The 15,033-nt window shown below is 72.4% G+C and carries 13 protein-coding genes and 1 riboswitch; of the genes, 12 read left to right on the forward strand and 1 reads right to left on the reverse strand.

The features are described from left to right. The first annotated feature begins 268 nt into the window (after nucleotides 1-268). Both J3486_RS35670 and J3486_RS35675 read left to right on the forward strand, forming a co-directional pair. A complete protein-coding gene (locus J3486_RS35670; protein WP_229379153.1) occupies nucleotides 269-991 on the forward strand; it encodes an HNH endonuclease family protein in 723 nt (240 codons plus the stop codon). A gap of 4 nt (nucleotides 992-995) precedes the next feature. After that, nucleotides 996-1,745 (forward strand): N-acetyltransferase, encoded by a 750-nt coding sequence (locus J3486_RS35675; RefSeq protein WP_207827948.1) that lies wholly within the window; start codon nucleotides 996-998, stop codon nucleotides 1,743-1,745. A gap of 128 nt (nucleotides 1,746-1,873) precedes the next feature. Here the strand turns inward: J3486_RS35675 and J3486_RS35680 are convergent, their stop codons facing one another. Beyond that, a complete protein-coding gene (locus tag J3486_RS35680; RefSeq protein WP_207827949.1) occupies nucleotides 1,874-2,731 on the reverse strand; it encodes a DUF4190 domain-containing protein in 858 nt (285 codons plus the stop codon). Between the two features lie 222 nt (nucleotides 2,732-2,953). On the opposite strand from J3486_RS35680, the gene J3486_RS35685 reads away from it, so the two are divergent. The 10 genes from J3486_RS35685 (at nucleotide 2,954) to J3486_RS35730 (ending at nucleotide 14,790) form a co-directional block, all read left to right on the forward strand. Continuing rightward, the gene (locus J3486_RS35685; RefSeq protein ID WP_207827950.1) at nucleotides 2,954-5,050 is read left to right on the forward strand and encodes an N-6 DNA methylase; all 2,097 of its coding nucleotides are present in this window, start codon (nucleotides 2,954-2,956) and stop codon (nucleotides 5,048-5,050) included. Nucleotides 5,051-5,181: 131 nt separating this feature from the next. Continuing rightward, nucleotides 5,182-5,805, forward strand: a complete 624-nt coding sequence (locus J3486_RS35690) for a hypothetical protein (protein WP_207827951.1) — start codon at nucleotides 5,182-5,184, stop codon at nucleotides 5,803-5,805. Between the two features lie 5 nt (nucleotides 5,806-5,810). Further along, on the forward strand, nucleotides 5,811-7,391 hold the full coding sequence (locus J3486_RS35695; RefSeq protein WP_207828036.1) for a serine/threonine-protein kinase: 1,581 nt from the start codon (nucleotides 5,811-5,813) through the stop codon (nucleotides 7,389-7,391). 213 nt (nucleotides 7,392-7,604) lie between these two features. Then, nucleotides 7,605-8,330: a hypothetical protein gene (locus J3486_RS35700; RefSeq protein ID WP_207827952.1), complete on the forward strand. Its 726-nt coding sequence runs from the start codon at nucleotides 7,605-7,607 to the stop codon at nucleotides 8,328-8,330. Between the two features lie 51 nt (nucleotides 8,331-8,381). Next, nucleotides 8,382-9,227, forward strand: a complete 846-nt coding sequence (locus J3486_RS35705) for a glycoside hydrolase domain-containing protein (RefSeq protein ID WP_207827953.1) — start codon at nucleotides 8,382-8,384, stop codon at nucleotides 9,225-9,227. A 130-nt stretch (nucleotides 9,228-9,357) separates the two neighbouring features. After that, nucleotides 9,358-10,029 (forward strand): SurA N-terminal domain-containing protein, encoded by a 672-nt coding sequence (locus tag J3486_RS35710; RefSeq protein WP_207827954.1) that lies wholly within the window; start codon nucleotides 9,358-9,360, stop codon nucleotides 10,027-10,029. Between the two features lie 46 nt (nucleotides 10,030-10,075). After that, complete coding sequence (locus J3486_RS35715; protein WP_207827955.1) at nucleotides 10,076-11,050, forward strand: nucleoside triphosphate pyrophosphohydrolase; 975 nt, start codon at nucleotides 10,076-10,078, stop codon at nucleotides 11,048-11,050. Between the two features lie 233 nt (nucleotides 11,051-11,283). Then, the gene (locus J3486_RS35720; protein ID WP_207827956.1) at nucleotides 11,284-12,573 is read left to right on the forward strand and encodes a cytochrome P450; all 1,290 of its coding nucleotides are present in this window, start codon (nucleotides 11,284-11,286) and stop codon (nucleotides 12,571-12,573) included. A 137-nt stretch (nucleotides 12,574-12,710) separates the two neighbouring features. Next, nucleotides 12,711-13,742, forward strand: coding sequence for a transglycosylase family protein (locus tag J3486_RS35725; RefSeq protein WP_207827957.1), 1,032 nt, complete (start codon nucleotides 12,711-12,713; stop codon nucleotides 13,740-13,742). Nucleotides 13,743-13,923: 181 nt separating this feature from the next. Then, a riboswitch (cyclic di-AMP (ydaO/yuaA leader) is annotated at nucleotides 13,924-14,081 on the forward strand. 4 nt (nucleotides 14,082-14,085) lie between these two features. Next, nucleotides 14,086-14,790: a transglycosylase family protein gene (locus tag J3486_RS35730; RefSeq protein WP_207827958.1), complete on the forward strand. Its 705-nt coding sequence runs from the start codon at nucleotides 14,086-14,088 to the stop codon at nucleotides 14,788-14,790. Nucleotides 14,791-15,033 lie beyond the last annotated feature (243 nt).

Genomic DNA, 15,033 nt, shown 5'->3' on the forward strand with positions numbered 1-15,033 from the left:
CCCGTTGGGCGAGGAGCGTCACGAGGCATGGCTGCTCCGCCTGACGGACCGGCAGCGGAAGGGCGGCGGAAGGGCGGCGGGCCATGACCGGGTTCCTCGACGAGGAGGACGAACTTGCCGAGCTGCGCGGCCCGTTGTGGGGGTCCGTGCTCGGGTCGGGGCTGCTGTCGTCCGGCACGACACTCGGGATCGGGAAAGTGTGATCATGCGTCAGGTACGGTAGGCGGACAGCGGGCCGAAAGCGAACAAAACGGGAGGGGCTGCTGTGCTGCGAGGGGTTGGACGGGCCGTGGCCGCCGCGGTGGTGGCCGTCGTCGCCGTCACCGGATGCGAGGCGACGACCGCGGGGACCGGCGGCGACGCCGGACCCGAACCGCAGGGCAAGGCGGGCAGCGCGCTCGCCGCCGTCGACACACTGACCGTCAAGGGCCGCGCCCCGAAGACCGGTTACTCCCGGGAGCGGTTCGGCAGCGCCTGGGCCGACACCGACTCCAACGGCTGTGACACCCGCGACGACATCCTCAAGCGGGACCTCGACGGCGTCCGTTTCACGGACGGCAAGTGCAAGGTCGCCTCCGGCGCGCTCCGGCCCGACCCGTACAGCGGGCAGACCGTCACGTACGCCCGCGGCCGCAGCCAGGTCGACATCGACCACCTGGTGGCGCTCTCCGACGCCTGGCAGAAGGGCGCCTTCCAGTGGGAGCCCGGCAAGCGCATCGCGTTCGCCAACGATCCGCTGAATCTGGTCGCCTCGGGCGCCACCCCCAACCGCAGCAAGGGCGACGGCGACACCGCCACCTGGCTGCCGCCGAACAAGAAGTACCGGTGCACGTACGTCGCCGGGCAGGTCGCGGTGAAGAAGAAGTACGGGGTGTGGGTGACCGCCGCCGAGCGCGATGCGATGAAGAAGGTGCTCGGCGCCTGCCCGGACCAGAAGCTGCCCACCGGCGGAAATCCGACTGCGGCGCCGCCGCGGTTCCATGCACGATGAGCGCATGGACCTGAGGATCACCACGCTCGCCGAGCGGCCCGGACTGTTCGACGCGATGTGGACGATGGAGGACACCTGGCCGGTGTTCGTGCAGCACGACCCGGTCGGCTGGTCGTTCATCGGCCGGATCGCGACCGAGCTGCCGGAGTACGTGCTCGTCGCCACGGACACCGAAGGGGCCGTGGTCGCCAAGGGGTTCAGCGTGCCGTTCGCCCTGCACACGCAGGGGCGCGACGGGGTGCTGCCCGACCGTGGCTGGGACCGGGTGATGCAGTGGGCCTTCGCCGATCTGCGCCGGGGCACCGAGCCCGACACCGTCAGCGCCATCGAGATCACGATCGTGCCGACGATGCTGGGCCGCGGCCTGTCCGGGCGGATGCTCGCCGCGATGCGGGAGAACGCGAAGTCCCGCGGGTTCCGTGAGGTCGTCGCCCCGGTGCGGCCCAGCGGCAAGCCGCAGGAGCCCGCTTCGCCGATGAGCGAGTACGCGTACCGGGTGCGGGAGTCGGACGGGCTGCCCGTCGACCCGTGGCTGCGGGTGCACGTCCGGGCCGGCGGTGTGATCGAGAAGGTGGCGCCCGCCTCCATGACCGTGTCCGGGTCGCTCGACGAGTGGCGGACCTGGACCGGGCTGCCCTTCGACACGGCGGGGCCCGTCGTGGTGCCGGGCGCGCTGGTCCCGGTGCACTGCGCGCCCGACCGCGACCACGCCGTCTACGTAGAGCCGAACGTGTGGGTGCGGCACGCCCTTTGAACACGCCCCGTGAACACGTGCCGTGAACGCGTCCCGTGAACACTCCTGTGAACATGCCGGTGCGGCACGCGTCGTGGACGCGTGCCGCACCGGTCGCCCCCCTCGGGCGGTGATGGTGGTCCGGTCGCTCAGATCTTCAGGTCCCACTGCGTGCCGTCGTACTCGAAGCTCGGCGTGACCTCGACCGTCAGGTTCTTGGCGTCGGCCGGGGCGTCGAAGCCGTAGACGACCGTGGCCTTCTTGCCGGGCAGGATCGAGCCGTCGAAGCCCGAACCCACCTTGTCGTCGAAGATCTGCTCGGCGGTGACCCCGTCCTTGCCGGCGCGGGCGTCGGCCGTCAGCAGCGAGGCGTCGAACTTCTTCTTCGTGTCGTTCGTGACCGTGACGGTGACCTTGTAGGAGTGGTTGCCGTTCTTGTGGCCCGCCGCGTACTCGCTCGGGCTGAACGCCACCGCGTTCGACACCGTCACCGTCAGATCGTCGTCGTAGACCACGGAGTCGCCCGCCGCCATCGCCTTGCCCGCGGCCGGCTTGTCCCCCTTGTCGGACGTGCCGCTGTCCGACGTCCCCTTGTCGTCCTTGCCCTTCGCGTCGCCGGACGGCTTGGTGTCCTTGGCCTTCGTGTCCGAGACCGACTTGTTGATCTCGTCGACCGCGTCGTCCACCGCCTTGAACGTGGTGTACGCGCCGAAGACCGACAGGCCCAGGGAGACGAGCGCGAGCAGCGCACCGGCCAGCGCCACGCCCTTGTTCGTGGCCTCGCCGCGCTTGGCACGGGCCCGGCCCGTCAGACCCAGGACCAGCGCGATCACACCGAGGATGCCGGCCAGCCAGAACAGGATCGGGACCAGTCCCGACAGGGCGCCGATGACACCGAGGATCAGCGCCGCCGTCCCCAGCCCGTTCCGCGCGACCTGCTGGGGCGACTGCTGCGGCGGCTGGAACGGCGGGTACTGGGGGTGCTGCTGGGGCTGGGTCTGAGACATGACTGTTCCTCCGTGATGAGAGACGCCAACCTCCCCCCGGCTTTCCGTGTATCCGGCGGTTGGCTAGGTCAAGAACACCATCATCTGTGAACCGAGTCAACCGCGTTCACAGAACTTGTTCGGTGAACACTTGTGAATGGGGTTCTTACGCGAAGGTCGGTAGGGTCGCCCGTACACACCACGCCAGGTGTGAGCGCGCCACGCACGAGGGGAGCCGATGCGGTGCAGGACAACGCGACAGAGGTGACGGCCGCCGGGATCGCCCGGCTCGCCGGGGTCGGCCGCGCAGCCGTCTCGAACTGGCGGCGCCGGCACGCCGACTTCCCCAAGCCGGTCGGCGGCACCGAGACCAGCCCCTCCTTCGCGCTCACCGAGGTCGAGGGATGGCTGCGCGCCCAGGGCAAGCTCGCCGAGGTCCCGCTGCGCGAGCGCGTCTGGCAGCAGCTCGCCGGGCACCCCGCGGGCCCGGTCACCGCGCTGCTGCACGCCGGAAGCGTCCTGCTGCTCGTGCACGACCGGCCCACCGAGTGGCTCGTGCTGAGCGCGTCGGCCGACGACGACGGCCTCGCCGGGCGCCTGTCCGCCGCGCTCGAAGGCGTCCTCACCCCGCGCTTCGGACCGCCCGCCGAGCGCGCCCTCGCCACCCCGACGGCCGCCGCCCTGGTGCCGTCCGTCCCGCTGCTGCGCGGCGTCGCCGACCTCGCCGCCGAGCTGGGCGCCCGCCGCGCCTTCGCGTTCCTGCTCGGCCGCCACCTCGACGCGAACCCGCGCCAGTACACGCTGACCCCGCCGGGGCCGGCCGCCCTGATGGCCGCCCTCGCCGGGCCCGCCGCCACTTTCCTGGACCCGGCCTGCGGCACCGGCGCCCTGCTGCACGCCGTGCGCACCGACGGAGCCCGCTCCGAGCAACGCCTCTACGGCCAGGACGCCGCCCCCGAACTGGCCGCCCTGACCGCCCTGCGGCTCGCGCTCGACGGGCCCGCGCGCGACGGCGAGGGCCCCGTCATCCGCACCGCAGCGGCCGACACCCTGCGCGGCGACGCCCTCAGCGACGTACAGGCCGACGTCGTCCTCGCCCACCCGCCGTTCAACGAGCGCGGCTGGGGCCACGACGAGCTGGCCTACGACCCGCGCTGGGAGTACGGCTTCCCGGCCCGCACCGAGTCCGAACTGGCCTGGGTGCAGCACGCGCTGGCCCGGCTCAGGGACGGCGGCACCGCGGTCCTGCTGATGCCGCCCACCGTCGCGTCGCGCCGCTCGGGCCGCCGGATCCGCGCCGACCTGCTGCGCCGCGGCGCCCTGCGCGCGGTCGTCGCGCTGCCCGCGGGCGCGGTCCCGCCCAACAACATCCCGCTGCACCTGTGGATCCTGCGCAGGCCCACCGGATCGCCCGCCGCACCGGAGCTGCTGCTCGTCGACACCACGTCGCTGGCCGCCCCCGGCGACGTGCGCGAGAAGCAGGCGTGGGCCGCCGTGCAGGATGCCGTGCTCGACGCCTGGCGCACCTTCGACCGGGCCGGGACCCTCAAGGAGCGCCCGGGCGTGGCCCGTTCGGTCCCGGTCATCGAGCTCCTCGACGACGAGGTCGACCTCGCGCCCGCCCGCCGGCTGCCCCCGCCCGCCGCGGGCGGCGGCGGCGCCGCCGAGCTGACCGCCGTGCGCGAGAACCTCGCCGACACCCTCCGGCTGACCACCCGGCTCGCCCCGGCGCCCGCCGCGCCCGCCGCCGAGCCCGCGCGCTGGCCGCTGACCACGATCGGTGAACTCGCGCGCGCGGGCGCCCTGTTGATGCGCACGGCCGCGACCACGGGGGCCGACTCACGGACCGGCGACCACGCGCGCGTGCCCGTCCCCGTCCTCACCGACCACGACGTGCTCACCGGCGCCGCGCCCTCCGGCACGTTCACCGGCGACGACGAGCCGTTCCTCCTGGCGGCCGGCGACGTCGTCGTGCCCGTCGTCGGCGGCGGCGCCACCGCGCGCGTCGTCGACGAGGCCACCGCGGGCGCGGCCCTCGGCCGCGGCCTGGCCCTGCTGCGCCCCGACCCGGCCGCGCTCGACTCCTGGTTCCTCGCCGGGTTCCTGCGCTCCACCGCCAACAACCGGCAGGCCAGCAGCTACGCGTCCACGGCGACCCGGCTCGACGTGCGCAGGCTGCAGCTGCCCCGCCTCCCGCTGCCCGAACAGGCCGGATACGGCGATCGGTTCAGGGCGCTCGCCGCTTTCGAGGACGCGCTGCGCAGCGCGGCCCGGCTCGGTGAGCAGCTCGTGCAGGGTCTCCACGACGGCCTCACGGACGGCACGCTCGCGCCGCGCTGAGTGCGGCGCGCGACCGGAGCGGGCGCCACCGCCCGTGCAGGTCGGCAACGGTTCGGTACAACCCGGGGCCGGTTGTCCGAGTGGGCCTATACGCTCGAAGGTAGCGGCACGACGAGCGATCAGGAGCGACCATGTACGGGCCCGGCGCGGCACCTCCCTCGCGCAACGAGGGCACGGCCATCACCCTGCGGGTGCTGTTCGCCGTGCTGTCCGTGCTCAGTTGCGGTCTGCTGTCCTGCGTCCCGCTCTTCCGCATCGCGGTGCTGCGCGGCAAGGCCGTCGACTGGGTGCTCGCCTGGATCGCGCTGCCGCTGACGCTCGGCCTGTTCGCCGTCGTCGGCGCGCTCCCGGAGGCGGACCACCGCACGGACGTCGCGCTCGCCCTGGTCCTGATCATCGCCGCCGCGAGCGCCGCACACTACGTCGTCTTCGACATACGCAGGCTGCGCGCCTCCACGCCGTCGCCGCTGGGCCTGTACCCGCCGACGGCCCCGACGGTCGGCGCCGGGTACGGCTACCCGCAGCAGCACCCCCAGCCCCAGCCCTACGCACAGCCCGCCCCGCCGCCGCCCGCGCACACGACGCCCACCCAGACCGGCGGCCTCGCGCCCACGCCGCCGCCCGCTCAGCCGCCCGCACCGATGCCCGCGCCGCAGCCGAACCAGCAGGGCCAGCCCCCGCACCGCATCGACCAGGTCCGCGCGGAGCTCGACGAGCTGAGTGACTACCTGCGCAAGCAGGACGGCGGCCGGTGACCCCTTTGACCAGCCCGTCCGGACTGCCCACCACCGGCGGACACCTCGTCGCCGGGCGCTACGAACTCTCCTCGCTCATCGGCCAGGGCGGCATGGGCCAGGTCTGGACGGCGTACGACCAGCGCCTGGACCGCCGCGTCGCGGTGAAGCTGGTCCGCCCCGACCGGGTCGCGGGCGCCGAGGCCGAGGAGCTGCGCCGCCGCTTCCTGCGCGAGTGCCGCGTCACCGCCCAGGTCGACCATCCGGGCCTGGTCACCGTGCACGACGCGGGCAGTGAAGGAAGCGCGGCCGACACCGCCACCGGCGGCTCGTTCCTGTACCTGGTCATGCAGTACGTGGACGGCTCCGACCTCGCCGACCATCTCGCCGAGCACGACCCGTACCCGTGGCCGTGGGCGGTCTCCGTCGCCGCCCAGCTGTGCGCCGTCCTGTCGGCCGTGCACGCGGTGCCGATCGTGCACCGCGACCTCAAGCCGCGGAACGTGATGGTGAAGAAGGACGGCACGGTCACCGTCCTCGACCTCGGCGTCGCCTCCGTCCTCGACACCGACACCACCCGCCTCACCCACACCGGCTCGCCCATCGGCACGCCCGCCTACATGGCGCCCGAGCAGGCGATGGGCGGCGCCGTCGGCCCGTACACCGACCTGTACGCGCTCGGGGTGCTGCTGCACGAACTCCTCAGCGGCGACGTGCCGTTCGCGGGCACCACCGCCCTCGGCATCCTGCACCGCCATCTCTACGAGGCGCCGCTCCCGGTGCGCCAACTGCGCCCGGAAGTACCGGAAGCGCTGGAGAACCTGGTGCTCCGCCTGCTCGCCAAGGACCCCCAGCACCGCCCGGACTCCGCCCAGCAGGTCTACGAGGAACTGCTGCCGCTGCTGCCCCCGCGCGGGGTGCCCAGCGGTCGCCCGCTCGACCCGACCCGCCCGTTCCTGCGCCCGCACGCGCCGTGGCCGGACCGTGCCGTGACCCCCGCGCCGCAGCCCGCGGGCTCCGACGTGCGGGGCACCCAGGGGGACCGCCCCGACGTGGCCCGCGCCGTCGACGAGGTCAAGCGGCTGCTCGGCGAGGGCCGTATCACGCAGGCCGTCGACATCCTCGGCGCGATCCTGCCCGCCGCGGCCGCCCAGCACGGCGAGCACTCACCCGTCGTACGGACCCTGCGCAAGCAGTACGCGGCGACGCTCATGGACGACGGCCAGTACCGCCGCGCCCTGCCCGAACTGCGCCGCCTCGCCGACGAGCGGGCCGCGGAGGCCGGGCACGCCGACCCGCAGTCGCTCCAGTTCCGCTACGAGGCGGCCCAGTGCCTGGAGGCCCTCGGCGAACCGGCCGCGGCGCTCGCCGAGTACCGCTCGCTGCTGCCGTACTACGAGAACCAGTACGCGACCACGGACCTCAGGCTCGCCCTCGAAGTGCGGCGCCGCATCGGCCAGTTGCTGCTCGCCGTCGGCGACCGGGGCGCCGCCCAGGAGACCCTGATCCGGCTGCTGCACGACTCCGAGCGGCTGCACGGCCCGGCCCACCCGTTCCCCTCGGAGGTCAGGCGCACCCTGCAGTGGCTGGGCCAGGTCAGGGGCTGACCGATCCCCGGCGGGGGGTGGTAAAGCCCCGGGCAACCCACGGTCAAAATCTGTCGGCAAGCTGGCTCCTGCCTGTGTGACCAGGCATGATCAGCTAGCTCGCAGTGCGCTGGGCCCGTGTCGGCCCACCCCCCAGGCGTACCGTGCCCTGTTCCTTCCCCCCACCAGGGCCTGTCGACGATTCCCCTACGCCTCTCGAGAAACACCATCCTCATGCGCTCTGCTTCCCGTGCCGCCGCCCTGCTCGCCGTCGCCGCCGCCCTCCCGCTCGCCCTCACCGCCTGCTCGTCGGGCGGCTCGGACAGCGGTGACGGCGCTTCCGCGAAGTCCGCGTCGAAGTCCTCCGCCGCGGCCAAGGACCCGAACGCGGGCCTGGCCACCGGCGCGCAGCTGAAGAAGGCGCTCGCGCCGGCCTCCTTCTTCGGCAGCGGCTACAAGGTCGACCCGTCGACGGCCCGCGACACCGGCACCACCTTCCAGCCGCAGAAGAGCCACCCGGCCGCCCTGGCGAAGCCGGACTGCACCAAGTTCGGCGGCACCAGCTGGATCGCCCTCACCGGCGACGACGGTGTCTCCTTCGCGCAGAACGACTACATGAACGCCGACTCCACCGACATCGCCCAGGAGATCGACGTGTTCCGCGGCGCGGGCGCGCAGACGGTCATGGCGCACCTGGAGAAGGTCGTCGCGGCCTGCCCCGGCTACCACGACAAGGACACCAAGTCCGACGTCAAGGTGACCGGAGCCACGACGTCCGGCCTCGGCGACGGCGCGTACACGATCACGCTCACCGACCCGACGTGGACCAACGGCACGACCCTGATCGCGGTCCGCAAGGGCACCGCCGTCGTCACGGTCATGTCGACGGACGGCCACGACAACGGGGCGGCCACCGCCAAGAAGCTCGCCGCCAAGGTGACCTCGGCCCTGGGCGCCTGACGCACCACCGGAGAACGCGCCGGGCCACAGACGACAGACAGGGGAGAACGCATGTCCGGAACCGCAAGAACCGGCACCCACCGGCTGACCCGCGGCCGCCGCCGCACGGTCTGGGCCGCCGCGGGCGCCGCCGTGATCGCGGGCGGCTTCGCCGTGCAGCAGTCCCTCGCCACGACGACGTCGTGGCCCGCCGCGACGTACTACACGGGCCGTGCCTTCGACACCTGCACGGCGCCTTCCGCCTCCGCCATGAAGGCCTGGCACACCGGCTTCTACGGGGCGGCCGCCGTCTACGTGGGCGGCAAGAACCGCGGCTGCACGCAGGCCAACCTCACCGCCTCCTGGGTGAAGACGGTCTCCGCGCAGGGCTGGAAGCTGATCCCGCTCTACGTCGGCGCGCAGCCGCCGTGCGCGAGCGGCTCCAACCCGGAGAAGATGACGTCCACCACCGCCGCCTCGCTGGGCGCGACGGACGGCGCCGACGCCGTGAACAAGGCGTCCGCGCTCGGCATGAAGGCGGGCAGCGCGCTCTACCTGGACATGGAGGCGTACGACATCACGGACTCCTCCTGCAACACGGCCGTCCTCACCTACGTACGGGCCTGGCAGAAGGCCGTGCACGCCAAGTACTACCGCACCGGCATGTACGGCTTCTCCAGCTCCAGCGCGAAGGCCGTCGCCACCACCACCGACCGCAGCAACCTGCCGGGCAACCTCTGGTACGCCAAGTGGGACAAGGTGAACACGACGACCACCGACTGGCCGTTCGCCTCGACGCTGTGGACCGGGCATCACCGCGGCCACCAGTACATGGTCAACAGCAAGGAGTCGCGCGGCGGTTACACCATCACCGTGGACCGCGACGCGTGGGACGCCCCGGTGGCCGTGGTCGGATAACGCGGGGTTCGGTACCTCAAGTCCCGGCGAATCGTTGTCGAATAGGTGGCCGAGCCAGCGGCCACCTCCTACCATCGATCACCGCCGGACTTTGTGCACCGACGCACAAACTCGCCGCAGGGAGGCCACCTTGCACCGCCGCCGTATCGCTCTCGTCCTTACGTCCGCTGCCGCCGCCGTCCCACTCCTCACCGCGTGCGGAAGCGGGGCGCACCCCGGCGCCGCGGCCGTCGTCGGCGGGCAGCGCATCACGGTCTCCCAGCTGGAGAGCCGGGTGAACGAGGTGCGGGACGCACAGCAGGCCGCCACCGACGGCAGCGCGCAGTACGAGCAGGCCGTCGCCAAGACCGGTGGGCTCACCCGCAACACCCTGCACACGATGGTCCTGGACCGGGTGCTGCACCGCGCCGCCACCGACGCGGGCGTCAGCGTCACCCGCAAGGAGATGCAGGAGATGCGGGCCGGCCTGGAACAACAGGCGGGCGGGTCAAGGCAGTTGGAGACCGCCTGGCTCCAGCAGTACAACGTCGCGCCCAAGCGGCTCACCGAGTCGCTGCGCACCGAGATCGAGGCGCAGAAGCTCGCGACGGCCCTCGGCGCGGACATGCAGACGCAAGCGGGGCAGGCGACGTTCTGGAAGGCGCTCGCCACCGCCTCCAAGGAGCTGAACGTCGATCTGAACCCCCGTTACGGCAGCTGGGCCGTCACCAAGAACGGCACGGTGGGCCGGGTCGACGCCAAGACGCCGTGGCTGACCCAGGTCACCAAGGAGGCCTCGGCCGAGCAGCAGCAGACGGCGTAGGTGGAGCGCGCCGGGTGTTGTCGGCGGCCTGCGTTACGTTCGATACGTGAACGACACCACGCCCGACGCCGGCCGCATCGTCCTGCTCACCACCAGCCACCGGGTGGCCCCCGGGCTGCTGTCCTGGCAGGCCTGGCAGACCCTCCGGGACGCCGACGGGGTGCTCTGCTCCGACGCCGCGCACCCGCAGCTGCCGTATCTGAAGGAGGCGGGCGTCGAGGTCACGGTGGAGACCCCGGCCGCCCGTGAGCTCGTCGAGCGCTGCGCCGAGGGCGGCCGCACCCTCGTCGTGCTCGCCACCGCCGAGGGCGACCGCCGGCTCACCGACGGCCTGGCCACGCTCGCCGGGTCGGGCCGCGTCGCGATGCCGGCCCTCGAACTCCTCCCCGGCTCCTACGACCTTCCGGGTGCGCGCCTGCTCGACCTGGTTCAGGTCATGGACCGGATCCGGCGCGAGTGCCCGTGGTCGAGGCTGCGTACCCACGAGGACCTGGCGAAGTACGCCCTGGAGGAGACGTACGAACTGGTCGACGCGATCGAGGCCGGGGACCGCGAGGAGCTGCGCGAGGAGCTCGGCGACGTGCTGCTCCAGGTCGTCTTCCACGCGCGCATCGCGCAGGAGGCGACGGGCGACGACGAGCCGTTCTCCATCGACGACGTCGCGGGCGGCATCGTCGACAAGCTCATCCACCGGCACCCGCACGTCTTCGGCGACGAGTCCGCGGCCACGCCGGAGGAGGTCCGGGAGATCTGGCTGCGCCGCAAGGGGGAGTCCAAGCGGCGCGACTCCGTGACCGACGGCGTCCCGCTCGGCCAGCCCGCGCTGGCGCTCGCCGCGAAGCTCGGGTCCCGGGTGCGGGGCGCTTCGCTGGAGGTGCCGGTGCCCTCGGGGGCCGGGGTCGGCTACGAGCTGCTCGGTCTTGCCCTGCGCGCCGAGGCCGAAGGGGTGGACCCGGAGGCGGCGCTCAGGGCTGCCGCCCGCGCCTACCGCGACGCGGTCCGCTCGGCCGAGGGGCTTTAGCGCGCGTCGCGGCCGCGGGCGGGTGGGGGCTGGTCGCGCAGTTCCCCGCGCGCCTGAGATGCGCACTTTCGGCGCGGCACCTCCCCGACGGGGAAGGCTGCGCGCCGGCGCATGCCTTCAGGGGCGCGGGGAACTGCGCGAAGCAGGACCACCGGGCCCGCGCGCGGCGACGCACACCCGCCCGGCAGACGGGCAGCCGCACCCCCGCACTCCCCGACGGATACCGTCGAGGAGTGACCGAAAGCCCCGCCCCCAAGAAGACCGCCCCCGACCTGTTCACCTGGGAGTTCGCCGGCAACCCGTACCCCGCGTACGCGTGGCTGCGCGACAACGCGCCGGTGCACCGCACCACCCTCCCCAGCGGCGTCGAGGCCTGGCTGGTCACCCGGTACGCCGACGCCCGCCAGGCCCTGGCCGACCAGCGGCTCAGCAAGAATCCGGAGCACCACGACGAGCCCAGCCACGCCAAGGGCAAGACCGGCATCCCGGGCGAGCGCAAGGCGGAGCTGATGACGCATCTGCTCAACATCGACCCGCCGGACCACACCCGCCTGCGCCGCCTCGTCTCGAAGGCGTTCACCCCGCGAAGAGTGGCTGAGTTCGCGCCCCGGGTGCAGGAGTTGACCGACGACCTCATCGACCGGTTCGCGGCGAAGGGCGAGGCCGACCTCATCCACGACTTCGCCTTCCCGCTCCCCATCTACGCCATCTGCGACCTGCTCGGCGTCCCGCGCGAGGACCAGGACGACTTCCGGGACTGGGCAGGGATGATGATCCGCCACGGTGGCGGCCCGCGCGGGGGAGTGGCCCGCTCGGTGAAGAAGATGCGCGGCTATCTGGCCGAGCTGATCCACCGCAAGCGCGCCGACCCCGGGGACGACCTCATCTCGGGGCTCATCCGCGCCTCCGACCACGGCGAGCACCTCACGGAGAACGAGGCCGCCGCGATGGCGTTCATCCTGCTCTTCGCCGGGTTCGAGACGACGGTCAACCTCATCGGCAACGGCACGTACGCCCTGCTCACCCACCCCGACCAGCGCGAGCGCCTGCAACGGTCGATCGCGGCGGGGGAGCGCGGCCTGCTGGAGACCGGGATCGAGGAACTGCTGCGTTTCGACGGCCCGGTGGAGCTGGCCACCTGGCGGTTCGCGACGCAGCCGCTGAGCATCGGCGGCCAGGACATCGCCGCGGGCGACCCGGTCCTCGTCGTGCTCGCCGCCGCCGACCGCGACCCGGACCGCTTCGCAGAGCCCGACACCCTCGACCTCGCCCGCCGGGACAACCAGCACCTCGGTTACGGTCACGGCATCCATTACTGCCTCGGTGCCCCGCTCGCCCGGCTCGAAGGACAGACCGCGCTCGCCACCCTGCTGACCCGCCTGCCCGACCTGCGACTTGCGGCGGAACCGACCGATTTGCGGTGGCGCGGCGGGCTCATCATGCGTGGACTGCGCACGCTCCCCGTGGAGTTCACACCGCGTCAGGACGGGTCCGGTTCCCTTGACGGAGACCCCAAGAGCTGACGGGCCGTCAAAACTGTGACTTTCACGTGATCTCCGCTGCATCGACTTGTGACAAGCGTTCGAGTGCCGCTACGTTCACCACTCATCGCGGCAGCACCACACGTCGCACGCAGCATCGTCACGCGAAAGGCAACCGCATGCTCTCCGGGAACGGCCGACACCGTCGCCCCCGTCAGGCCCCTGCTCTCGTCGTCGCCGCCGGGGTCACCGGCAGCGCCATCGCGATCCCGCTGCTCGCCGCGACCCACGCGAGCGCCGCGTCCACCAGCGCCTGGGACAAGCTCGCCGAGTGCGAGAGCGGCGGCCAGTGGAGCCTGGACGCAGGTAACGGCTACTACGGCGGACTCCAGTTCTCGCAGGACATGTGGGAGCAGTACGGCGGCCTCGACTACGCCCCGCGCGCCGACCAGGCCAGCCGCTCCCAGCAGATAGCCGTCGCCGAGAAGATGCTCGACGCCAAGGGGCCGAGCGCCTGGCCGGGCTGCTCGGTCACGGCCGGCCTCACCAAGGGCGACGACTCGGCCGACGTCGACCCCGGCGTCAGCGCCTCCCCGCAGCCGTCCGGATCGGCCGGGTCGTCCGACAGCTCCTCGGGGGAGAAGAATCACGACGAGTCCGGCAGTTCGGACAAGTCGACGGGCGAGTCCACGGGTGACGCCTCCGACGACGCGTCGGGCGAGGCGTCCGACGGGGCGTCAGCGGATACCTCCGGTAACAAGAAGAGCGACGCGACGGACGACGCGACGACCGGGGCGCCGGACGACGCGACGGCCGGTGCGTCGGAGGACGAGACGGATCTCACGGACGGCAATTCGGCTTCGTCCGACCCGACTTCCTCCGTCACGCCCGACTCCTCCGACGCCGCCTCCGACCCCTCCGCCTCCACGGACTCCTCGGCCGGCGGCCGCCACCGCGGCGACCGGGCGGCGGACGACACTTCCGACTCCCGTACGGGGGAAGGCCGTCACGCCTCCCGCGACGACGGGCGCGCCGACGGCACCTACACGGTCCGCTCCGGCGACAACCTCTGGGACATCGCCGACGCCCGTGCCGTGGAAGGCGGATGGACCGAGCTCTACGACCTCAACAAGAAGACGGTCGGCTCCGACCCCGACCTCATCCTTCCTGGTCAGAAGCTGGATCTTGGGCTCGAATCGGGCGAAAAGTAGCGGGAGTTCAGAGCCTATTGGGGTGCGTATGTCCGCTTTTGATCGAGTGAGACATGAGTCTCAAAGACCCTGATCGGCTTTGAATTCGGGCGGATCGACTGCTTACGGTCGTGACCGCTCGCCACAGCGGGCCCCGACGGACGTCACGCCGAATCCTGCCGACGCCCGTACGGGAACAGTCGACGCGTCAGCGCCGTAGGCAGGAGCGGGGGACCCAGGTAAGCCGCCCTCCCGGGAGACCGGAGGGGCTTGGGGTTAAGCCGCGCACAAGGATGCGCGGCCGGACACTCACTGGTCCGAACCCGACAGCTCACCTCGTAGGCGTCGGTGAGGGGATCTCTCCATGCTGTTCTCCAGCAAGGGCAAGCACCGCCGCCCGTCCAAGGCCGTCCGTGTCGCCACGCTCGCCGGTGTCGCCGGTGCCGCCGTCGCCGTCCCGCTGATGGGCGCCACCTCCGCCTCCGCCGCCACCTCGTCCGAATGGGACCAGGTCGCGCAGTGCGAGTCCGGCGGCAACTGGTCGATCAACACCGGCAACGGCTACTACGGCGGCCTCCAGTTCTCGTCCTCGACCTGGGCCGCGTACGGCGGCACCGCCTACGCGTCCACCGCCGACCAGGCCTCCAAGGCGCAGCAGATCGCCGTCGCCGAGAAGGTCCTCGCCTCGCAGGGCAAGGGCGCCTGGCCGAGCTGTGGTGTGGGCCTGTCCGGCGCCTCCACGAGCAACTCCGCTCCGGCCCCCGAGCAGAACACCCAGCAGTCGCAGCCGCAGCAGCAGAGCCGGCCGCAGCAGCAGGAGCAGAAGTCGACCGAGCAGCACACCGACTCCTCGGCCGCCTCCCGCTCGCAGTCCCGTGACACCGTCACCACCCCGACCGGCCAGAAGGTCGAGAAGGGCGACGGCGAGTACAAGGTGAAGTCCGGCGACACCCTCAGCAAGATCGCCGAGGCGCACGGCACCACCTGGCAGCAGCTGTTCAAGCTGAACAAGGACATCGTCAAGGACGCCGACCTGATCTACCCGGGCCAGCAGCTGCACCTGAGCTGACCCCGCCCGGGCCACGCCACGGGCTCGGCATCGGCGGACGCCGAGCCCCGGCCGCACCCCGTCCCCGGCTCGTCCCCGGCTTGACCCCACTCCCCGGTGGGCCGCTCACGTGAGCAGCCCCCACCCCATGCATCGCGAGATACAGGGGTGGGGGCTGCTGTCTTTGTTCCGTTAAGAAACATTTCGCTCTGGGCGTTGTCCACGAGCCGGGCGGTCGGCTGGCCGATGCCCGGGAGCCGGTTA

The sequence above is a fragment of the Streptomyces sp. VRA16 Mangrove soil genome, assembly GCF_017377775.1.
In the GTDB taxonomy this organism is placed as follows: Bacteria; Actinomycetota; Actinomycetes; order Streptomycetales; family Streptomycetaceae; genus Streptomyces.